The organism is Acinetobacter venetianus RAG-1 = CIP 110063, from assembly GCF_000368585.1.
In the GTDB taxonomy this organism is placed as follows: domain Bacteria; phylum Pseudomonadota; class Gammaproteobacteria; order Pseudomonadales; family Moraxellaceae; genus Acinetobacter; species Acinetobacter venetianus.
Genome location: NZ_KB849558.1, coordinates 876,254 through 899,040 on the forward strand (window position 1 = coordinate 876,254; position 22,787 = coordinate 899,040).

Annotated in this window: 20 protein-coding genes; 8 read left to right on the forward strand and 12 right to left on the reverse strand. The window is 39.3% G+C overall.

The window, feature by feature from the left end; genetic code table 11:
- Positions 1–4: 4 nt before the first annotated feature.
- The 4 genes from astD to F959_RS09695 all read right to left on the reverse strand — a co-directional run bounded on the left by astD (position 5) and on the right by F959_RS09695 (position 5,094).
- Complete coding sequence (gene astD / locus F959_RS09680) at positions 5–1,474, reverse strand: succinylglutamate-semialdehyde dehydrogenase (protein WP_004879606.1); 1,470 nt, start codon at positions 1,472–1,474, stop codon at positions 5–7.
- The gene (astA, locus tag F959_RS09685; protein WP_004879608.1) at positions 1,474–2,517 is read right to left on the reverse strand and encodes an arginine N-succinyltransferase; all 1,044 of its coding nucleotides are present in this window, start codon (positions 2,515–2,517) and stop codon (positions 1,474–1,476) included. The genes astD and astA overlap by 1 nt, the downstream gene beginning before the upstream one ends.
- A gap of 21 nt (positions 2,518–2,538) precedes the next feature.
- Positions 2,539–3,744, reverse strand: a complete 1,206-nt coding sequence (locus tag F959_RS09690; protein WP_004879612.1) for an aspartate aminotransferase family protein — start codon at positions 3,742–3,744, stop codon at positions 2,539–2,541.
- Between the two features lie 75 nt (positions 3,745–3,819).
- The gene (locus F959_RS09695; protein ID WP_026094104.1) at positions 3,820–5,094 is read right to left on the reverse strand and encodes a Glu/Leu/Phe/Val family dehydrogenase; all 1,275 of its coding nucleotides are present in this window, start codon (positions 5,092–5,094) and stop codon (positions 3,820–3,822) included.
- A gap of 221 nt (positions 5,095–5,315) precedes the next feature.
- Between F959_RS09695 and F959_RS09700 the strand changes: the two genes are divergently transcribed.
- Positions 5,316–5,738 (forward strand): Lrp/AsnC family transcriptional regulator, encoded by a 423-nt coding sequence (locus tag F959_RS09700; RefSeq protein ID WP_004879617.1) that lies wholly within the window; start codon positions 5,316–5,318, stop codon positions 5,736–5,738.
- 82 nt (positions 5,739–5,820) lie between these two features.
- On the opposite strand, the gene F959_RS09705 is transcribed toward F959_RS09700, so the two are convergent.
- The 8 genes from F959_RS09705 to F959_RS09740 all read right to left on the reverse strand — a co-directional run bounded on the left by F959_RS09705 (position 5,821) and on the right by F959_RS09740 (position 16,302).
- A complete protein-coding gene (locus F959_RS09705; protein WP_004879618.1) occupies positions 5,821–6,987 on the reverse strand; it encodes a GNAT family N-acetyltransferase in 1,167 nt (388 codons plus the stop codon).
- A 2-nt stretch (positions 6,988–6,989) separates the two neighbouring features.
- On the reverse strand, positions 6,990–8,315 hold the full coding sequence (locus F959_RS09710; protein ID WP_004879621.1) for a TolC family protein: 1,326 nt from the start codon (positions 8,313–8,315) through the stop codon (positions 6,990–6,992).
- Complete coding sequence (locus tag F959_RS09715; protein ID WP_004879622.1) at positions 8,312–9,898, reverse strand: GH3 family acyl-acid amido synthetase; 1,587 nt, start codon at positions 9,896–9,898, stop codon at positions 8,312–8,314. The genes F959_RS09710 and F959_RS09715 overlap by 4 nt, the downstream gene beginning before the upstream one ends.
- Positions 9,895–10,716 carry a hypothetical protein gene (locus F959_RS09720; protein WP_004879626.1) on the reverse strand — a complete coding sequence of 274 codons (822 nt, stop codon included), beginning with the start codon at positions 10,714–10,716 and terminating at the stop codon, positions 9,895–9,897. The genes F959_RS09715 and F959_RS09720 overlap by 4 nt, the downstream gene beginning before the upstream one ends.
- Positions 10,717–10,866: 150 nt before the next feature.
- Complete coding sequence (locus tag F959_RS09725) at positions 10,867–12,414, reverse strand: DHA2 family efflux MFS transporter permease subunit (RefSeq protein WP_004879629.1); 1,548 nt, start codon at positions 12,412–12,414, stop codon at positions 10,867–10,869.
- 25 nt (positions 12,415–12,439) lie between these two features.
- Entirely contained in the window at positions 12,440–13,501 is a 1,062-nt protein-coding gene (locus tag F959_RS09730; RefSeq protein WP_004879642.1) for an HlyD family secretion protein, read from the reverse strand.
- A gap of 587 nt (positions 13,502–14,088) precedes the next feature.
- The gene (locus F959_RS09735; RefSeq protein ID WP_004879646.1) at positions 14,089–15,159 is read right to left on the reverse strand and encodes an amidohydrolase family protein; all 1,071 of its coding nucleotides are present in this window, start codon (positions 15,157–15,159) and stop codon (positions 14,089–14,091) included.
- Positions 15,160–15,366: 207 nt separating this feature from the next.
- On the reverse strand, positions 15,367–16,302 hold the full coding sequence (locus tag F959_RS09740) for a LysR family transcriptional regulator (RefSeq protein ID WP_004879652.1): 936 nt from the start codon (positions 16,300–16,302) through the stop codon (positions 15,367–15,369).
- A gap of 111 nt (positions 16,303–16,413) precedes the next feature.
- Between F959_RS09740 and F959_RS09745 the strand changes: the two genes are divergently transcribed.
- The 7 genes from F959_RS09745 (at position 16,414) to F959_RS09775 (ending at position 22,751) form a co-directional block, all read left to right on the forward strand.
- Positions 16,414–17,529, forward strand: a complete 1,116-nt coding sequence (locus F959_RS09745) for a muconate/chloromuconate family cycloisomerase (RefSeq protein WP_004879654.1) — start codon at positions 16,414–16,416, stop codon at positions 17,527–17,529.
- 10 nt (positions 17,530–17,539) lie between these two features.
- Positions 17,540–17,830, forward strand: a complete 291-nt coding sequence (catC, locus tag F959_RS09750) for a muconolactone Delta-isomerase (protein WP_004879656.1) — start codon at positions 17,540–17,542, stop codon at positions 17,828–17,830.
- Positions 17,831–17,970: 140 nt separating this feature from the next.
- Positions 17,971–18,891, forward strand: a complete 921-nt coding sequence (catA, locus tag F959_RS09755; RefSeq protein WP_004879658.1) for a catechol 1,2-dioxygenase — start codon at positions 17,971–17,973, stop codon at positions 18,889–18,891.
- Between the two features lie 79 nt (positions 18,892–18,970).
- The gene (gene benA, locus F959_RS09760; protein ID WP_004879660.1) at positions 18,971–20,347 is read left to right on the forward strand and encodes a benzoate 1,2-dioxygenase large subunit; all 1,377 of its coding nucleotides are present in this window, start codon (positions 18,971–18,973) and stop codon (positions 20,345–20,347) included.
- An 11-nt stretch (positions 20,348–20,358) separates the two neighbouring features.
- The gene (gene benB, locus F959_RS09765; RefSeq protein ID WP_004879661.1) at positions 20,359–20,862 is read left to right on the forward strand and encodes a benzoate 1,2-dioxygenase small subunit; all 504 of its coding nucleotides are present in this window, start codon (positions 20,359–20,361) and stop codon (positions 20,860–20,862) included.
- A gap of 69 nt (positions 20,863–20,931) precedes the next feature.
- The gene (benC, locus tag F959_RS09770; protein WP_004879665.1) at positions 20,932–21,948 is read left to right on the forward strand and encodes a benzoate 1,2-dioxygenase electron transfer component BenC; all 1,017 of its coding nucleotides are present in this window, start codon (positions 20,932–20,934) and stop codon (positions 21,946–21,948) included.
- 17 nt (positions 21,949–21,965) lie between these two features.
- Positions 21,966–22,751 carry a 1,6-dihydroxycyclohexa-2,4-diene-1-carboxylate dehydrogenase gene (locus F959_RS09775; protein ID WP_004879667.1) on the forward strand — a complete coding sequence of 262 codons (786 nt, stop codon included), beginning with the start codon at positions 21,966–21,968 and terminating at the stop codon, positions 22,749–22,751.
- The last annotated feature ends 36 nt before the right edge of the window (positions 22,752–22,787 follow it).

A 22,787-nucleotide genomic window follows, 5' to 3' on the forward strand; every position in this document is an offset into this window, starting at 1 on the left:
CGATTTACAGCACGATGCCTGGTGATAGTTTTGCAGGTAAGCTCACGCTATCACTTTCCAGTGAAGCCATTGGCCACGCACTATAATCAGCGGCATAAAATGCACTGGCACGATGATTACCCGACGCACCAACACCACCAAATGGTGCTGCACTTGATGCACCTGTGAGTGGCTTATTCCAGTTCACAATGCCTGCGCGTGCTTCAATCAGAACACGATCAAACAGATCTCGATCAGGTGAAACTAAACCAACTGCTAAACCAAAACGTGTGTTATTGGCAATGTTGAGTGCCTCATCAAAATCGTGGTAACGATAAATTGTGGTTAAAGGTCCAAAATATTCTTCGTCAGGAATATCCGTCATTTGGCTGACTTCTAAAATCCCTGCGGTCAGCAAAGAACTCTCCGCTTGAGGGCGTGTCATTTCAAGTAATGGTTTCGCACCTAATTCAATCAATTTGCGTTGAGCAATTAGCATTTGTTCTGCTGCATGAGATGAAATCACACCACCCATAAATGGTTGCGGATCTGTATTCCATTTACCAATCACGAGGTTTTTAGCAACGTCTACAAAACGTTGAATGAAGGCATCACCATTGGCACCATGTTTTACGATAATACGACGAGCACAGGTACAACGCTGTCCTGCTGAAACAAATGCAGATTGGATTGCAATATTTACCACTGCATCAATATCAGTTGCTTCATCGATAATGAGTGCATTATTTCCACCCATTTCTAAAGCAAGAATCTTCTCTGGTGCACCAGCCATTTGCTTATGCAAGTGATAACCCGTATTGGCACTACCTGTGAAAAGTAAACCATCAATTTGCTCTGCTGCTGCCAGTGCTTCTCCAGTGCTACGGCCACCTTGAACGATGTTGAGTACGCCATTTGGCAGACCTGCTTGTTGCCATAATTTTGCCGTTTCTTCTGCAGTCCAAGGCGTTAATTCACTTGGTTTGAATACAATGGTATTGCCGGCAATTAGTGCGGGTACGATATGACCATTTGGTAGATGACCTGGAAAATTATAAGGGCCAAATACAGCAAGCACACCATGAGGACGATGACGTAAAGAAGCAACTCCATCAGGCATTTCTGTTTTACTGAAGCCTGTCCGCTGATGATAAGCCCGAATTGAAATTGCGATTTTGCCAATCATCGCTTGAACTTCCGTTAAAGTTTCCCAGAACGGCTTTGAGGTTTCTTGGCTAATAACTTCTGCCAATTGACTTTTATTTTGCTCAAGTAATGCCGCAAAACGTTCAATAATAGCGATACGATCTTCTAAATCTAAACGCGCCCATGTTGGAAATGCTTGACGTGCAGCTAAGCAAGCGTGATCAACATCAGTTTTGCTCGCTTCATGGCCCGACCAAATCGTTTGGTTGGTCACAGGATTTGTTTTGGTAAACGCAGTACCTTGTCCTTGTACCCACGCACCATTGATTAATAATGCACCTTGTGACATTAGTGATTCTCCATTTTTTCTAATGCTAAAACTCGGACTTCATCGCCCTCAGCAACTTTGAGTGCTTGAGCCTGCTCTGCTGTCATCAACAAATTATCGTTATCTTGCAACTTGTTATTGATGAGTAGGACGCAATAATCTTGGTATTCATCATTTGCAACTAAGTATTGAACTTCTGCGCGTTCAATCTGTTCTGCAATGTTGACTTTCAACAGTCGACTTTCTTTTACTGCACGAAGATCGGCTGTGTTCGCTTCTAAGGTTGGACCTGCATCAAAAATATCGACATAGCCTTGATACTTCAGACCTTCCGACATCAGCACTTTCGCCGCAGGTTTGGTCTGAGGATGAACCTCTGCAATCACGGCCCTTGCTTCGTTGGGTAGCAAATCGACGTACAATGGAAATCTCGGCATTAATTCAGCAATAAATGCTTTTTGCCCTACGCCACTCAAGTAATCCGCAGCAGCAAAATCCATATTAAAAAAATGATTGCCTAGCGCATCCCAGAATGGCGAAAAGCCATTTGCGTCTGAGAATCCACGCATTTCTGCGATTAGTCTTTCTTCAAAATATCGACGAAAAGCGGCGATAAATAAGAAACGTACTTTAGACAGAAATTTTCCGTTTTGATTCACACGATATTCAGGATCGAGGAACAAGGTACATAGTTCGCTACAGCCGGTATGATCGTTACTCAGATATAACGTGTCTAAAGTTTTATATACGTCCAATGCTTTTGACGCATGTACTTGTTTTGCAATTCGAAAGTTATAGAAAGGCTCTCTTAAACCAACTGCAACTTCGATTGCACTGACTCCAACAATTTTTTGAGCCGTGGTATCTTCAAGTACAAATAAATAACTTGCATCATCTTTCTCTACTAGCCCAGCCAATGTATTGGCTGTACGAGTAATACGTTCAGCTAAAATTTCTTTGTTTTGTGGAAGAGAGGTCAAGCCGATGCCTGACTCTCCTGCTCTTTGCGCTAAACGATAAATATCATCTAAGTCCCGATGCGCGGCATGTCTAACAATCATCATGGTTAGATGCTCACAACAGATTTAGAAACGTGCTAATGCACGAGCAAAACGCGTTAAACCTTCATCAATATCCTTTTGTGGAATGATAAGTGAAGGCGTAAAACGAACAACATCACCACCAGCGACAAGTGCTAATAGCCCTTCCTCACCTGCTAATGTCACGATATTTTTTGCTTTGCCTGCATGTTCATCTTTTAGTACGCAACCAATCAATAAACCTTGCCCACGGATTTCTTTAAATAAACCGTATTCAGCATTCAATTTATTTAATGCATCAACGAAATATTGGTGACGCTGCTTGACGCCATCCAAAACTTCAGGAGTATTAATAAATTCAAATACCGCACCCGCGACTGCACAAGCCAATGGATTACCACCATAGGTTGTGCCATGATCACCAACAACATACATGTTTGCGTATTTATCAGTAGTAATCATTGCACCGATAGGAAAACCACCACCTAGTGCTTTTGCTGTGGTTAAAATATCAGGGGTTACACCTGTATTCATGTAGGCATAAAGTGAGCCTGTACGACCAACACCCGTTTGTACTTCATCAAAAATCAGTACAGCACCTTTTTCATCACACAGCGCACGTAGACCTTTTAAGAATTCGATATCAGCAGGTAGAACACCGCCTTCACCTTGGATTGGCTCTACGATAACCGCGCAAGTTTCATCTGTAATGACAGCTTTTGCAGCTTCTAAATCATTGAATGCTGTATGCTCAATGCCACCTGGTAATGGTGCAAAATCTTGTGAATATTTAGGTTGTCCGCCAGCAGTTACTGTAAATAAGGTACGACCATGGAATGCATTTTTAAATGCAACGATGTGATTCTTGTGAGGATTGCCGCTGAGTAAGCCAACTTTACGCGCAAGTTTTAATGCTGCTTCGTTTGCTTCTGCACCTGAGTTACAGAAAAAGACTTTATCCGCGAACGTGTTTTCAACTAATTGTTTTGCAAGACGTAACACTGGTTCATTGGTATAACCATTACCAATATGCCAAAGTTTTTGCGCTTGTTCTGTTAATGCATTTACTGCAACAGGATGTGCATGACCTAAAGCGTTAACTGCAATTCCACCTGCAAAATCGATATATTCTTTATCGTCTTGATCCCAAATACGAGAACCTTCGCCACGAACTAAAATGAAATTTGCTGGAGCAAAAACTGGAACCATCCAATCATTAAAGTTGCTACGTGTAATTGCTACATCACTCATTTTATTTACTCACTTCCTGTTTTTGATATTCAGGCTTGCTGAATGTTCAACAAGCCATAGTTTGAAATTTGAAAATTAACCTGGGAAAATACCGCGTTCTTTACGTGCTTTTAAAATACGCTCACAAGCCAAGATGTAGGCTGCTGTACGCAAGCTGCATTCTTTCTGTGCTGCGGTATTCCAAACATCCGCAATGGCTTGGATCATCAACTTATCGAGACGTTCGTTGATTTCGTCTTCGCTCCAGAAGTAGCTCGCCATATCTTGAACCCATTCAAAATAACTTACAGTCACACCACCAGCGTTACAGATCACGTCAGGTACAACCGTAATGTCACGGCTTACGAAAACATCATCAGCTTCTGGATAAGTTGGACCATTTGCACCTTCAAGTACGATTTTCGCTTTTAGGTTTTTCGCACGCTCAACTGTAATCTGACCTTCCAATGCTGCTGGGATGAGGATATCCATGTCGATCGTCCAGAACTCTTCGTCTGAAATAACCGTTGCATCTTCAAAGCCCATTACACCGCCGTGTTCAGCAACATATTTTTGTAATGCTTTAACGTTAAGACCTTCAGCATTAAAGATTGTGCCCGTATGGTCTTGCACAGCTACGATCTTTGCGCCAGCATGGTTAAACAGGTATGCAGCTTCATTACCAACGTTACCAAAACCTTGAACAGCAACTTTACTGCCCTCAACTGGTAATTTGATGCGTTCTGCAACTTGCATACCTGTCACAAATACACCGCGACCCGTAGCACGTACACGACCAAGTGAACCACCGAGATGAACAGGTTTACCAGTTACAACACCAGTTACGGTATGACCTTTGATGCTTGAATAAGTGTCCATCATCCAGCCCATGATGTTTGGATTTGTACCAACATCTGGCGCAGGAATATCAATTTGTGGGCCAATGATTGAACTGATTTCACTGGTGAAACGACGTGTCAAACGTTCTAATTCACGCGGCGAAAGTTCTTTAGGATTTACGCGAATACCACCTTTAGCACCGCCAAAAGGTAGATTCAGAACAGCAGTTTTAATCGTCATCCAAGCTGACAAAGCCATCACTTCATTGAGTTCAACATCTTGGTGATAGCGAATACCGCCTTTACCTGGACCACGTGATAGGTTGTGTTGAACACGGTATCCTTCAAAGTGGCGAATTGTTCCGTCGTCCATAACAATTGGTACATCGACGATCAATGTACGCTTTGGACTTTTTAAAGTATTAACAAAATTGCCTAGATCAGCATCTAAATATGGTGTCACTCGATCAATTTGAGTGAGATATGTTTGCCAAGCACCATTATTTTGAGCCGCATATGATAAAGACATCATCTATTCCTTAATTAATCAATTGTCCCTGTTTCTTATAGATTCCCTTTTCAGGGCTGCTATCTACCCCGCCATCCATAGGTACATTTCGCATCATTTACTTGAGTTAAAATGTTTGGGGCTTTGTATGGACACTATTATTAAGAATCAAAATGATTCACAAAATTCTTTATTATGATTAAAATGAATTAATTTTTATCAATTTGCTAATAGTAAGTATCAAAATGAACAATGTTGATCATATAATATTAGGATTACTCAAAGACAATGCACGGATGTCAATAACAGACTTGGCAGCAAAAGCTAAAGTGTCTCGAGCGACTGTCCAAAAGCGAATTGAGTACATGGAATCTACAGGGACTATCACGGGTTATACGGTACGTTTTCGTCCAAACGCTGAGAAAAATATTATCCGCGCATGGATGAATATCATGGTTGAAGGCACAAAAGCTCAGGCCGTAATCCGCCAGCTCCGTCTTGAAACAGCGGTTGAGCGACTTCATACAACGAATGGTAAGTGGGATATTTTGGTCGAGTTACAGTCTGATAGTTTAGAAAATTTCGACAAGGCTCTTGAACGCATCCGCAATATTTCAGGGATTTATAATAGTGAAACCAGCATTTTGCTTTCGACTTATAAAACTTAAAAAATTCATGTGATTTAATTATTATGATTAAATTCCTCAGAGTTTTTGAGTTTGCTTTGAGGAATTTTATTTAACGTTCAAACTAAATTCGCCCAACTTCAAAGTATGGAATTAAATTTTGATCAAAATTAGGGCGAGGATCTCCTTCAAAACTGATAAATCCGTGCATTCCTGTTAAACGTTCACCTTTATAAAATTTATTCAGTTGATGACGCGGATCTTTATGCGATAACGTGAAACTAATTACTCCTATACCTAAAGCCTTAGATTTTTGATGTGCATCTTTCAGCATTTGATGATGTAAATGAAGTTTGTTGGGGTTACATAGCAAAGTATGTAAAACATGATATTTCAGAGAATCCCCTAGTTTTGGTAATGGCATCATCTTGGTCATTCGCGTAGACAAGTTATAAATCGGTCTAAAAAAACCGATCAGTGAACTGTAGTGCAAAATCTTGGTCTGTTTGACTGAGTGTTGATCCCATAAACCAAACATTCCAACTAATTTATCATTTTGAAAATAGAGTTGAAAATCTGACAATTTGATTCCTGAAAAATAGGTATGATCTTCTGCTAACTCATTGAAATTGTATGCTGGAATAAAATTATAGTAAGCTGACATTTCTGCAATAAAATTATTCATTTGCTGAATATGTTCGACTTGCGCAGTGCATGAGTGAAGTTGATTTGAAGCTTGTTCTCGGTTGTTCTTATTTAAAAATGAACTGACATTCTTTGTGTTGCCTAAATCGGTCAATGTCAGCGTTTCAATTAATCCTTCATCATAATAATCTGGCATACCTGTTTTTGAGGTTTGCATGGCAGCGCGTGCTGCATGATTATCATCGAAAATAATCATTTGGCTGTAATTAGGTTCAAACATTGTTTGTCTAACATGCTCCCCTAAATTTTTTACGAGTGATTTACCGCGATAGTTAGGATCAACACGTAAATCACTGGCATAACGAAGGTTACTTATTTTTTGATTTACAAAACAAGGGCGATAACCATTGCTATAACAAGCCACTTTTTCCGATGTGGTGGTATCTTCGATCACAACATGCAATTTATTGCGGTACAAAATGTCAGATGCTTTAAAGTAACTGGGTTCACGCTGGAAACTAATTTGCACGCCTTTGGTGGCCATTGGAACTGCTATTAATGCACGCAATGCTGCATCATCAGCATGTGTGGCTTCTCTAGTAACAAGGTTACTCTCAATCTTTTCCACTGAATTATTATTGTTCATTTTTAATTTACCTGTTGGTTTGCACTTGGTACGAGATCATTCAATCGTCCCATTTGATCTAATAGCTGATAAACAAACACAATTTCATCTTGTTCATTGACTGTTTTTTGTGTTTGAACATCCAATAGCTTTTGTTCAGTGTTCAATAGATCAAAAGTAGTTTTTGTACCTAAATCGAATTCTTTACGGGTATATACAAATGCAATCGAAGCCGCATCAATCGCATTTTGAAGCGCATCTTTATTTTGACGGATTGTTTGTAGTTGAGCAAAAGTTGTACGTGTACGTTGATTTAAATCCAATTCAAGGGTTTTAATTTTTTGCTCGGCAAGGTCTATATCTGCTCGCGCTTTTTTGATGTTTGCCCGATTTAGACCATCATCATATAGCGGAACATTCAGTTGTACGCCAACCATATAGTTATTACTTTCTGAACCGATATAACTTGCTTCATGTTGTTTACCTGCACGACTGGTAAGCATCACCGTTGGCCACAACTCTCGCTTTGTTAAGGCAAATTGTTTTTCAGCTGCCTGTTTTTCATATTTTGCTTGCATTAACGCGGGATGAGTTTTTGTTTGCGATAAGATTTCATCTAAATTATTCGAAATTTGAGGTAAATGTGAGATAGGTACTAATTGCTCAGCACTAAGTCCTGTGACTTGATAAAACTGTGCTTCGCTAATGGTCAAATTTGACTGAGCTTGAGTGACATCAGCCTGCCCTTGTGCAACTTGAGCCAAAACTTGCGCCAAATCTGCACGTGTAATCATTCCTACGTCAAAACGTCGTTGTGATTCGTACAACGAACGCTGTAAGTTAGACATGGTTTTCTTTCTAAGCTCTAAAATTGCTTTTTTCTTTAGAACGTCGGTATATACCATCACAGTATTTAAAATGGTTTCTGATCGTTGATCGGATAGACCTTGGGAACGTGCAGAAAGCTGGTTTTTCGCAACATCGATTCCTAAACGATGTCGACCAGAAGTATAAACAGGATAGTCTAATTGCAACTGTAGACTTCTCCCTTTTCGATTACCCTCTGTTGGAAAGAACACATCGGAAGGCGTCTCTATCTTTTCGTAATCTAGTTGCCCTACTAAATTTACTTTCAGACCATCACGTTGCTTCGCTTGCTCAAGTGTTGCCGCAGACTGACCAACATTTAAGCGACTTAACTCCAACTGACTTTCATGCCTTAAACTCGCAGATAAAGCATCATCTAGCGTCATCGCATGAATGGGAAAGCAAATACTGAAAGCACCTAAACATAGAAAAGACTGATATTTTAAAACAAGCTTTCTGAACACATTGATCCCTTTTTTCATAGCTGTTCCAAACTATTCAAACTGACTTTTTTTAAAGGCTCTGGCTTTATGTTCCCTTCAATAATGCCATCAAACATGACTAGTTTTTTATAAGCATTCCAACCGTTATTTGCTTGTCTAATTTGTGGTTGATCAAGCTGTCCAAGGTTACGCGCAAGTTCGTAATGAAAGTTTTCCCGTAACAACTCATCGATATATGAACTATCAATTGAGTGGTGAATGTCTCCCTCAAATAGCACACAATAAAAAGGTTTAACTTGTTGTTCTGTATCAATTGCCAGTAACGAAATTGCTTTAGATTCAGTCTGGTTAAGTTGAGATAACAACTGTTGCGCAGTTTCAGGTGCTAACTTTTCACCAACGAGGTCTACGCCAAAACGACGGCCTTGGAACTCAAAACACGGAATTTGCTCTAAGAAATCTGTTACGCGTAGACAATCATCTAAGCAGTAACGAAGTAAACCATTGCCTGAGGTAATGATAGGACTAACAACATCTCCTTTTTTCAGCTTCCATGAAGGAATGATCTGCCCCTGTTTTTCACCTTCGAGATATTCAAACTCATAGAAATGACTTTGATAAGCAAGTGGATAGTGTTGATCATAAGGGATGGTTACTACACCTTCAGTTGCCCATAAGCCCTTACCTTCAAACTGAACATGCGGCAAACGTTGTTGTAATTTATTTGCCCATGCTTTTGATCCAGCCGTATCCCAGCTAGAAACCAAACTTAATTTTGGCCAAAGCTTTTTGAAATCAATCTCATGTCCATTTGAACTGTTGATGAGACAATCTGCACTTTTTGGGCAATGTGGCGCATCGACTTGCTTAAGAGAAAGCTGTCTTATTCCCCATGTTCCTCGTTGTAATACTTCGGCAACTTCCTGTTGCATCACTTCTAAACGGTCTAGTAATTGCAAAGCGAAGGTTGGACTCCAAACCGAAATCATGGCTAGATTACGGTTGGCAACTAAATAACAAATAGTTGCAAACAGCGCATCATCTGCATTTGCTGCAAAGGCGATATTGCTAGGAACAGCTTGTGTAAATTTAGATAAAACACGTTTGCCTATACCCAATAACGCACTATCATCATTTAGATTTTTATCTTTCAGTACTTCCCTTTGACTCTCAGGTAACCATGAGACTGACCAATAATGCGTTCCAGACTGTAGCTCAGGGCATTTGCGATACAGACTTGCCAGCCAAGGTGCGATGGCATGATCAAGTTCATCTAAAAACTGCTTGGTGTATGGAATAAATTTTATTTGCTCGCTTGAGCCGCTGGTTGGCTGAAAGCGTACAAGTTTGCTACTGGAAAGTGCTAGTTTCTGATCACGATACAAATTGATTTCTTCTCTCCAAGCCGCATATCGCGTTGATGGAAAGGCTTGTACAAATTGCTCGTAGTCTTGAACACCTTTACTGTTTGCTAAGCTTGATGTTGCTAAAATTGCACCTAGAATTTCTCTTTGAGTTACTTCCAAAGCAGAAAAACGCTTTTTAAATTTTCGATCAGAACTATCACACCATTGCTTTAAAATAATATGTGATCCAGATGTTAGCCAGTCGACATATTTCATTGTAAGACTCCTTGGCGATGTGCTTGTTGATTAACAATCGCTTCGTACTTACCTTTACTCACAGGTTTTCTCATCAGCTTTACAGGAAAACGAGCGAGATCTTTCCAGCCTAATCGTCCGATACAAGGGAGTTCTGTACCCGTTACCCATGTTGGATTCTTTTGCTCAAAGAAATGAATATTAGGATTTTTGACACGCATTTCTTCAGTGATCGGAGCAACCTCTCCTTTCAATGGCTGGTAGTCATCACCAAAGTTCAATAAGCCAATGTCTTTGTCGTAATATTCTCCAAAGAAGTTCTCACAGTAATGTTCGATCACGGTAGATAAATGCTGGTTTTCATCTTTGATATTTGGGTAATAAACATAGTAATTATTTGCCAATAACAAATAGGTTTTATAGCCCTTAGAAATAAGTAGCCAATACAACTCATTAAATGGATATTTCACTCGAAGCTTAATCATCAGTTTTAGCATCGAGCTTTGTAGTGTACGCGTTCCCCAATATGCTTTTAGAATGACCGTGTCACCACTAAATAAGACGGTATAGTCTTTTCCATTTAAATAAAAATGTTGTACAGCAACAGTAGAAAAACCAACGATTTCATCTGTTTCTGAGTTGAAAATTAAAATTGCTCCGCTTTTCTTTTTAAAATCATCCGCAAAAATTGAAAATTTTGTATTCTCATAATATTGCTCATAAATAGAATACATTGCTTTCAATCGATCAATATCGATTTGCTCCTTTTCAATATACTGACCATAAGTTGTTTCCTTACTATTGAATATTGAAATTAGCTTGTACGTTGTATTAATCATGACTCTAACCTCTAATTTTAGACATGAGTTAGCCTCTATCTCATATGAAATATTTAAAACTCATATAACCGTTATTTTTATAAAGGCAGTATTTGTATAATTACGCCTTTTTGATTTTTCATTTTTTGAAAATTACCCTCTAACTAAACGCTACATATCCATCTTTTTCCCCCTATCCATAAAGAATGTTAAGAATGCAGTAACGAACATAATGATTGAGAGCATGCGCAATAAATCATTAAAACTGGACGTTAATGCTTGATAATGAATATCTCGATAAATAATGCTGAGCGCGATCTGTTGAGCATTGGCCCCGATTTCTTGATACTGCGCTGTGAGCTGATCTAAACGTTCAATGAAAAGCCAATTCTGTGGCGTCATGTACTGATTCAATTGAGTCACATGCAAAGCGGTTAACCAGTCGAGTGATGAGTTAATCAGAGCTAATCCCACTGCACCGCCGATATTTCGCATGAGATTATAAATACCGCTGGCATCCGCTACTTTACTCAGTGGTAAGGTGCTCATTGCAAGATGGGAGACAACGATCAAACAGATCATGAGTCCAATACCACGATAAATTTGTGGCCAAAACATAAAGTCATAATCGCTATGAATACTTAGGTGTGAGTTCAGCCAAACGCCAAATCCCGCTAGAATCATGCCGACAAAAACTGTTTTTCGAGTATCAAAATTTGGAATAAGCCAAGCCAAAAATGGCGCAAAGCAAAACATTACAACGCCAGTCACCATCATAATGTGACCGATCTGACTACTATTCATTTCACGGACTTGCCCAAGGAAAACAGGGATCATATAACCCAATCCGTACAGTGCCATGCCGATCACAAAGGTGGTGATAGAACTCAAGGTAAAGTTTTTGTTTTTAAATACACTTAAATCGAGTAATGGCTTGGGTTGCGTAAAACTTCGAGAAAAGAAGATCAAACCACCAACAACGCAGATGATGAACGCATTTCTTACGCCTGAATCAGCAAACCAATCATGTCGCGCACCTTCATCAAGGAAATACTCTAAACCGCCTAAGAACATCGCCATGCCAATTAAGCTAAGCCAGTCCATCGTTCTAATCAGTGAGTAATTCGCACGATCAATATTTGGCCCTGAATATATAATGGTTGCAATGATGATTCCCGGCACGATGTTGATCAAAAACATCCAGTGCCATGAAAAGTTATTAGTGAGCCATCCACCAATCGTCGGGCCAATCGCAGGTCCAAGGGTACTGATCATCCCAAATAACACCAAAGGCAAAGAGCGTTTAGCTTCAGGAAATAAAATATAAAGCGCGGTCATCGACGTTGGAATCATACCGCCGCCCATAAAACCTTGAATGGCACGAAAGACCAATAAGCTTTCTAAATTCCATGCCAACGCACAAAGTAATGAGCTGATGGTAAATCCGATCGCACACAAGGTGTAATAAACCCGTGTAGATAGGACGCGACATACAATGCTAGACATTGGAATTGCAATAATTTCAGCGACTAAATAGACCGTTTGTACCCATGTCACTTCATAGCGACTTGCACTCATTCCTGCTTGAACTTCATTCAAAGAACTGGCAACAATTTGGATATCTAAAATCGCCATGAAGTTGCCAAAGATCATTGCGATGAAGATGACCCAAGCTGTTTTTGGTGCAAACTTCCACTCACCGTCAAAATGCTTATCCATTATTTTCTGCCTAGAATTTTTATTATTAGGTTTTTAAATCGACGGTTGCATTAACCGACATTCCAGGTTTTATAAGATCGATATGTGGACTTGAATCTATGGCAATTCGGACAGGGATTCGCTGGACAACTTTATTGAAGTTTCCTGTTGCATTATCAGGTGGCATCATTGAAAACGTTGCACCTGATGCTGGTGAAAAACTCTCAATCTTGCCTGTGTATGTGAGGCTCGGATAAGCATCAATTTTTAACTTAACTTTCTGCCCAATATGCATTTTTTCAATCTGGGTTTCTTTGAAGTTCGCTTCTACATACAAACTCCCCTCAGGAATGATTGCCATTAGACGTGTTTGAGGTGAAACTCGTGATCCTTTCTGAATTGCAAGGCTGCCTACTTTTCCAGATACAGGACTGATTACTTTAGAGGAATCTAAATCGATACGATAAAGATCTAATGTGGCATTTGCGCTTTGAATATCTGCTAATAACTGTGCTCTACCTGCCTGCAAACTTCCTAACTGAGCTTCAGCAGAATTTACAGTTGCTTGAGCTTTGGTTAGTTGTGCTTGAGCTGATAAGTATTGAGACTGAATATTGTCAAAATTCTGTCGTGTAATCACACCATCTTTAAGTAAATCTTGGTAACGAGCATAATCTTTCTTTAAGCGAGATAAGTCTGCTTGTGCAGCAATAACACCACTATTCGCTTCGCTAATTGTTGATTTAGCAGACCTTTCATTTTGTTGTTGAACATCAAGCGCTGCTTTTTTTAAGGTCACAACAGATTGTGCTTGATCATAACGAGCTTGATAATCACGATGGTCAAGTATCGCTAAGGCTTCACCTTTTTTTACCACTTGGTTGTCTTGAATGATTAAATCAACAACTTCACCTGAGATCTTAGGCATCACCCAAGTGACATCAGCCTGAACATAAGCATTATCAGTAGATTGGTAAAATCTGTATACGAAGAAATAATACAAAATACCAATCAAGAGAAATAATAACAGTGCAGCAAACACAGCCCACGTTATTTTCTTTCGACCTTGGAAATCTGTATCAGTTTCAAGCTGAGCCACGTTATCCATATTTTTTCCGCTTAATTGTAATGCACAGTTTTTTGTTTTGACCTAATAAGATTTAGGCTTTTATTTCACATAACTTTTCATCTTGTTTTATATGAATAAAAAGTTACAAAGTAATAATTGGCGTGGATTATCATTCCAGTTGAAATAAGTTGTCATTGACCATTTTTTTAACTTAGCTTTATTTTGTGTCAATTAAATTTCAATCATAAAAATAATTTAAAATAATTATATAACGCGTGCTTTTTTATAAACTTATCATTACTAGATAATGTATGGAAAACATAAATACTTATTAAAGTTAAACTTTTCTGAACAATGCATACATTTTTATTAGAAAATCTTTGCGTGCTTTATTACATGTATGTTTTTATTTTGTAAAACATTTGTAATGAATAATACTATTTAAATAGGTTTTAAATCAACTTTTTAATATGCATATAATTAGTTTTTTCAGATGAAATATATTCACTTATTTAATGAAAGCTGCTCATCTTATAATAAGGTTTATTGAGAATTCCGACAAAATACAGTTCTGTAAATAGACTAATATTATTTATTCATAATCTATATTTTGTCGAAGTGATGAGTTATATATCGATACGATAGAAGATTTTTGCATTGTCTCTAAAAATTTCTTGCAGTGCCTGTATGCCATAAGGCTGAAGCATTTGAGTATATGCGCTGATTAGATCGCCTAGTTTTGCATTTGGCTTATCCATTGGAAAATTTGAAGCATATAAAATTCTATTTGTTCCAAAACAATCTACGGCATGATGAATGAGTGGTGACAATAAATGCACTAATTCATTCACAGAAGCTGTTCTATTTGCCTGATAAAAGCAGTGCCCTAACACAGGCATCATAAGACCTGAAATTTTTGTATGCACATTTTTCTGTTGCGCTAATTCAGAAATATCTGATTTCCATTGCTCAAAAATCTTACTTCTTTCTACTTCAGTTCGCCCAGTGCGTTTCCCTACTTTTCCAAACATGCCAACTGGCGTTGCTAAGTGATCAAGCATAATCGGAGTCTCTGGAAAATGTTTCGCTAAATAACTAACATCTTTAATTTGATGTGAATAAACCCAAGCATCAAAAGATAAGTTCATCGAGGCTAAACTTTCGAAACCCTTTAAAAATTTTTTTGAGCGATAAAGCTCTGCTTTATCAGTCCAACGATGCACACCTGAATCAGAATGCCACGCTGCCATTTTTCGTATTCCCCGAAATACTGGACTAGCATCGACATGGGCTTTCAATATGTCTTTAAATTTTTTGTGTCTTGGATCAGCAGTGCCGATGATTGCGCCTAATTTTATACCTTGTTCTTCAAAAGGTAGTTGATTGATCCAATCAGTTTCCTCTACAACGCCAAAACCTTTTTGATGATGCCAACTCGCTTCGATATGAACGACACTTTCAACCTTGTAAATATCATTATCTGCTTTAAAATCATGAGGTAAGTAAGGTGTTAAGGCATACTTTGTGATACCTAATGTATCTATTAAATCTTTAGGTTTAACAATCCTAACGATCTTATCCATAAGGTACGGAGAACGACCAAACGCTTTTACTAATAAAGCAGCAGAATGTGGCGTGTGGTAAGGATCCCATTGATGAATATGCGGATCAATGATTGGAAAATTGAGTCTTTGCATCGTTATTCTCTTAATTTAAAAATCCGTTTTTCAAATTTTATATCTTGCAAATTTGATTGTTTGAAAAAGCTTACTGAAGTGCTTCATATTTATAAAATGATTTATAGTAATTGTTGGCTATGAAGTTTATTCATGCCTGAAAGCTATATCGCCGAACAAATCAAAAGCACTCAATTGTTTGGCGATATGTGTTTAGATTCTCAAGGTTTAGTCTTCTGCTTGCCCCCATTGAAAAGGTGCTTTTTTATATTCAATACATTCCAAATCATAAACTTGGAAAACAGCATCGTATATTGCCTGTACATCCTCACTATTATCCATTGCTCTAGCTGTGATGAATATGGGACTAACAGCGCCACTATCTAAGATAGGAATATAGACCAAATGTGGAAAACGGATTGTATCTGCACTTGCAGGAATCACGCAAAGCCCTTCACCTGCTGCAACTAAACCTAAAGCAAGCTGTATTTCTCTAAGCTCACGAATATTTTGTGGAGATAGACTATGTTCAGCAAAGATATTTAAAAGTTGACTCGAAAAATTTGGTTTAGGCGTATTTGGATAAACAAATAATTTTTCATCTACCAGATCAGCTAAATGAACACCTTCAACACGTTGGGCAATTGGATGACTAGAATGCGCAGCAACAACTAATCTTTCCTTTCGTAATAAGACACGCTTTACGGCAGGATCGCTGATTCTGAGTCGACCAAAACCAACATCTATCCTCCCTTCTTTTAAAGCTTGGATTTGCTCGGTTGTACTTAGCTCAATGAGTTGAATATTTAAATTTGGATTTTGCTGTCTATATAAATAAATAATCCGAGGCAATAAACCAAATAATAATGATCCGACAAATCCAATCGTCAAGGTTCGTTCAATGAGACCAATCCGCTTGGTCATACTTTTGACTTCTTCCGCATTAGACAAAAGTTTGAGGGCATGTTGATAGAGAAACTGCCCTGCTGTCGTAGTTTGTAGTGGCCGACTCCCTCTTTCGAAAAGTTGCACACCGAGTTCATTTTCAAGGTTTTGAATTTGTCTACTCAATGGTGGCTGAGCAATGAACAGCCTTTCAGCCGCTTTGGTAAAGCTCTGTTCTTCCACCACTGCGACAAAATAACGTAGATATCTGAGTTCCATTCTTTATCTCCATACCTAATAGGTATAACAAAATACATATTCAGTCTTAGACACAGTTTAATCATTCTTTTAAGGTATAGGAAGGACATAAAGAACCAGTGATGGTGTGAAATGTATAAATCTGTCGAAACCATATTAGTTGATATTCCAACGATTCGTCCACATAAGCTTTCAGTGACTACGATGCAAACTCAAACATTAGTTTTGGTCAAAGTTACTACTGGAAATGGTGTGGTCGGTTGGGGTGAAGCCACCACGATTGGTGGGTTGAACTATGGTGAAGAAAGCCCTGAAAGTGTTAAGGCGAATATAGAGACCTATTTCGCTCCATTATTACTTTCAATCAAACAACCGTTGAATTTTGCTCAAACTTTTAAGTTGATCCGTAAAAGTATCAATGGTAACCGATTTGCAAAATGTGCCATTCAAACCGCGCTCTTGGATATTCAAGCAAAGCTATTAAATCTTCCTTTAAGTGAAGTTTTAGGTGGTCGTTTACGTGATCGTTTACCCGTGCTTTGGACCTTGGCTTCTGGCGATACAGATAAAGATATTGCTGAAGCTAAGAAAATGATTGAGCTAAAACGCCACAATATTTTCAAGTTAAAAATCGGTTCAAATCCGCTTCAACATGATGTTGATCACGTCATTGCGATTAAAAAAGCATTGGGTGCGGACATTAGTATTCGTGTCGATGTAAATCGTGCGTGGTCTGAGCTTGAATGCATTAGTGGTATTCAACAACTACAAGATGGCGGAATTGATCTCATTGAGCAACCTTGTGCAATTGAACAAACCGAAGTTTTGACGCGTTTAACACAACGTTTTGATGTTGCGATCATGGCTGATGAAGCATTAACAGGTCCTGATAGTGCATATCGTCTAGCACATCAACATGCAGCTGATGTTTTTGCAGTAAAAGTTGAACAATCAGGTGGTCTGATTGAGGCGTGTGAAGTCGCAAAAATTGCCAAACTTGCAGGGATTGACCTCTATGGCGGCACGATGCTTGAAGGGCCTATCGGAACGATCGCATCTGCCCATGCTTTTAGCACTTTTGAAAGCCTTGCGTTTGGAACAGAGTTGTTTGGTCCTTTGCTACTCACTGAAGAAATCTTAAAAACACCTTTGCAATATGAAAATTTTGAATTGGTCGTACCTCAAGCAGCAGGCTTAGGTATTGAGATTGATGAAGACAAAATTGAGCAATTGCGACGCAAAGCATAAGGAGAAAAACATGTTATTTCAGGTTCGCATGGATGTACATATTCCACTCGATATGCCAGTTGAACAAGTTAATGAAATTAAAGTTGTAGAAAAGGCGTATTCACAAGATTTACAGCGTCAAGGCAAGTGGCGTCATATTTGGCGTATCACGGGTCAGTATTCAAATATCAGTATTTTTGATGTCGAAAGCAACGAAGAACTGCACAACATTTTGCAAGGTTTACCACTGTATCCGTACATGAATATCAAAGTAATGGCGATGAATCGTCATCCCTCATCTATTCGTGAAGATGACAGTTGAGCAAATGAATTTAATCACTCTGAAGCATAGTGAAATGTTCTCAGAATTTAGCTGAAACAAGGAATGTGGCAAGGCAATAAAGCAACCAAGAGCTGGTTTACCCGCCACAAACGCTATAAGCATACTTAAGGAGAAATAGTATGAATCGTCAAGAAATCGATGCGCTAGTTAAACAAATGAATGTTGATACTGCGACTGGTGAAGTTGATCAACGTGTTCAAAGTATTGTTGTTCGTTTATTAGGTGATTTGTTCCAAGCGATTGAAGACTTGGATATCCAACCCTCAGAAGTATGGAAAGGTCTTGAATATTTTACTGATGCTGGTCAAGCCAATGAATTAGGCTTACTCGCAGCAGGTTTAGGTTTAGAGCATTATTTAGATTTGCGTGCTGATGAAGCCGATGCTAAAGCAGGCATTACGGGTGGCACACCTCGTACAATTGAAGGCCCACTCTATGTTGCTGGTGCACCTGAATCAGTAGGTTTTGCACGTATGGATGATGGCTCTGAATCAGACAAAATTGATACTTTAATTATTGAAGGTAAAGTCACTGATACTGATGGCAATATCATTGAAGGCGCAAAAGTTGAAGTATGGCATGCCAATAGTTTAGGTAACTACTCTTTCTTTGATAAATCTCAATCTGATTTCAACTTACGCCGTACCATTTTAGCTGATGCTGCTGGTAAATATGTTGCACTGACAACCATGCCTGTTGGTTATGGCTGCCCACCAGAGGGTACGACCCAATTTGTACTCAATAAATTAGGTCGTCATGGCAATCGCCCATCTCATGTTCATTATTTCGTTTCTGCACCTGGCTTCCGTAAATTGACAACACAATTCAACATCGAAGGTGATCAATATTTATGGGATGACTTCGCGTTCGCTACACGCGATGGTTTAGTTGCAACTGCTGTGGATGTGTCTGATCAAGCTGAAATGCAACGTCATGGTTTGGATAAGCCATTCAAACACATCACGTTCAATATCGAACTTGTGAAAGATATTGATGCAGCACCTTCTACTGAAGTAGATCGTCGTCGCGCTAGCGCATAACTCAGCCTATTTGGAACTGAGTTAGCGCCTGAAAAGTGTTAGCTCAGGACTTCCACCCTTGGAAAGTCGGAGAACGGACATGCCACGAATTCCTGTAATTAATACTAGCCATCTTGATCGTATCGATGAGTTGTTGGTCGACAATGAAGAAACAGGTGAATACAAACTTCATCGTTCTGTATTTACTGATCAAGCATTGTTTGATTTAGAGATGAAATACATCTTTGAAGGTAACTGGGTCTATTTGGCACACGAAAGCCAAATCCCTAAAAATAATGATTTTTACACCACCTATATCGGTCGCCAACCAATCATTATTGCGCGTAACCGTAATGGTGAATTAAATGCCATGATTAATGCATGTTCACATCGTGGAGCGCAACTTTGCCGTCATAAACGTGGCAATAAAGCAACATACACATGCCCTTTCCATGGTTGGACATTTAACAATTCAGGTAAGTTACTTAAAGTAAAAGATCCAAGTGATGCTGGATACTCAGATTGTTTTAACCAAGATGGTTCACACGATTTAAAGAAAGTTGCAAAGTTTGAAAACTATAAAGGTTTCTTATTTGGCAGCTTAAATCCAGATGTACCTTCATTGGAAGAATTCTTAGGTGAAACTACAAAAATCATCGACATGATCGTTGGCCAATCAGAACAAGGCTTAGAAGTTCTACGTGGCTCATCAAGTTATACATACGAAGGTAATTGGAAGCTCACAGCTGAAAATGGTGCTGATGGCTACCATGTATCAGCGGTTCACTGGAATTATGCTGCGACCACTCAACATCGTAAAGAAGCTGAAGCTGGCGATAATATCCGTGCGATGAGTGCAGGATCATGGGGTAAACAAGGTGGCGGTTCGTATGGTTTCGAACATGGTCACATGCTGCTTTGGACACAATGGGCAAATCCTGAAGATCGTCCAAACTTCCCGAAATCAGAAGAATATACCGAAAAATTCGGTGCGGCGATGTCTAAATGGATGATCGAGCGCTCACGTAACCTTTGCTTATATCCAAACGTATATTTGATGGATCAATTTGGTTCTCAAATTCGAGTATTACGTCCTCTAGGTGTTAATAGAACTGAAGTCACGATTTACTGCATCGCGCCTGTTGGCGAATCTGCTGAAGCACGTGCTCGTCGTATTCGTCAATATGAAGATTTCTTCAATGCCTCTGGTATGGCAACCCCAGACGACTTAGAAGAATTTCGTGCTTGCCAAGCAGGTTATGCTGGTCTTGAACTGGAATGGAACGATATGTGTCGTGGTGCTAAGCACTGGATTCATGGTCCTGATGATGCTGCAAATGAAATTGGTTTAAAACCGAAATTAAGTGGTGTGAAAACTGAGGATGAAGGTTTGTATCTTGCTCAGCATCAATACTGGTTGACCTCTATGAAACAAGCGATTGCTACCGAAAAACAATTGGCAGCCAATCAGGATTAGGAAGAAACAGTATGAATAACATGACAGAAAAAGCGACTTTGGAAAATATTGCTCAATTTCTCTATCGCGAGGCGCGTTTCCTAGATGATGAGCAATGGGATGATTGGTTAAATTGTTATGCGCCAGAGGCTTCTTTTTGGATGCCAGCTTGGGATGACGATGACAAACTGACAGAAGATCCTCAGTCTGAAATTTCTTTAATTTATTACCCTGATCGTCAAGGCTTGGAAGATCGAGTATTTCGTATCAAAACCGAACGTTCATCAGCAACCATGCCTGATACACGGACGAGCCACAACATCGCAAATATCGAGGTTGTGGAACAGGACGGTGAAAAGGTCACTGTACGCTTTAATTGGAACACTTTCAGTTTCCGCTACAAAACCAACTATAGCTATTTTGGGATGTCTCGTTATGTCATTGATTTCTCAAAAGAGCAACCAAAAATCCTGAGCAAATATGTGGTGTTAAAGAACGATTATATCAACCAAGTAATTGATATTTATCATCTCTAACCAGCCACCCAGCCAAAAGGACTTTTGGTTGGGTTAGCCAGATCAAAATTTTTAAATAGGATGATTGCCATGTCTAACCATAATGTAGCACTTCAATTTGAAGATGGCGTAACACGATTTATTACAGTCGCGCAAGATGAAACTTTATCAGATGCCGCTTACCGCCAGAAGATTAATATTCCTTTGGATTGCCGAGATGGTGCATGTGGTACATGCCGAGCATTCTGTGAATCTGGTAGCTATAACATGCCAGAAGAAACTTATATTGAAGATGCTTTAACTCCTGAAGAAGCTGAGCAAGGCTATATTCTCGCCTGCCAGTGTCGCCCAACCTCAGATGCAGTATTTCAAATTCAAGCGTCTTCTGATGTATGTAAAACAGAAATTCATAGCTTCCAAGGTACGCTATCACGCGTAGAAAACCTTTCGGACTCAACGATTACCTTCGATATTCAACTTGATGAAGGCCAGCCAGATATTCACTTTTTGGCAGGCCAGTATGTCAATGTAGGTATTCCTAATACGACGGAAACCCGCTCTTATTCTTTTAGTTCTAAACCTGGAAATCGCTTAACAGGCTTCGTCGTTCGTAATGTTCCAAATGGACAGATGAGCGAGTTCCTTAGTAAAAATGCGAAAGCAGGTGACAAGATGAGTTTTACTGGTCCATTTGGTAGTTTTTATCTACGTAATGTGACCCGTCCAGTCTTAATGCTTGCTGGTGGTACAGGTATTGCGCCATTTATGTCGATGTTACAAATCCTTGAAGAAAAAGCTTCTGAATACCCTATTCGTCTGGTTTTTGGTGTAACCAATGATTTTGATTTGGTGGCAATTGAAAAGTTAGACGAATTGCAAAATAAGTATTCTTGGTTTGAATATCGGACTGTCGTTGCAAACCCAGATAGCCAACATGAACGTAAAGGTTATGTGACAGGCCATATTGAAAATGACTGGTTGAATAATGGTGATGTCGATATTTACTTATGCGGCCCAGTACCAATGGTTGAAGCTGTTCGCGGTTGGTTAGATAACGAATGTATTAAACCTGCCAATTTCCTATTTGAAAAATTCTCAGCGAATTAATTGAATTGGAGATGAGCATGATTTTTCACGATAGATTCAAAGACAAAATCGTCATAGTTACAGGTGCAGCGCAAGGGATTGGTCGTGGTGTTGCACTTCGAGTTGCCGTTGAAAATGGGCAGGTGATCTTAGCTGATCGTTCTGAGTTGGTCGATGAGGTTGCCAATGAAATTATTCATGCAGGTGGTACAGCACTCACAGTTAAAACAGACTTGGAAAGTTATGCAGGTGCACAAACAGTTGTAAATGCCGCGATTGAACATTTTGGTCGTGTCGATGTGCTGATTAACAATGTCGGTGGCGCAATTTGGATGAAACCCTATGATGCCTTTAGTCAGGATGAAATCATTAAAGAAATCAATCGATCATTGTTCCCCACTTTATGGTGTTGTCGTGCTGTTTTACCTGAAATGTTGAAACAAAAAAGCGGTGTCATCGTTAATGTTTCTTCTATTGCGACGCGTGGTATCAATCGAATTCCTTATTCTGCCGCAAAAGGCGGTGTGAATGCTCTTACAGCTTCCCTCGCCTTTGAACATGCTAAAGATGGGATTCGCGTTAATGCAATTGCGACAGGTGGTACAGATGCACCGCCAAGAAAAGTTCCTCGAAATGCCAATCCTTTAACTGATGATGAAAAACACTGGATGCAGCAAGTCGTAGACCAAACTAAGGACAGAAGTTTGATGGGGCGTTATGGCACGATTGATGAACAAGTCAATGCAATTGTATTTCTTGCATCGGATGAGTCGTCATATATGACTGGCAGTGTGATTGCTGTAGGCGGTGGAGATCAAGGTTGATCTCCAAAATATGAAGACAAGGTATCTAGCACGGAG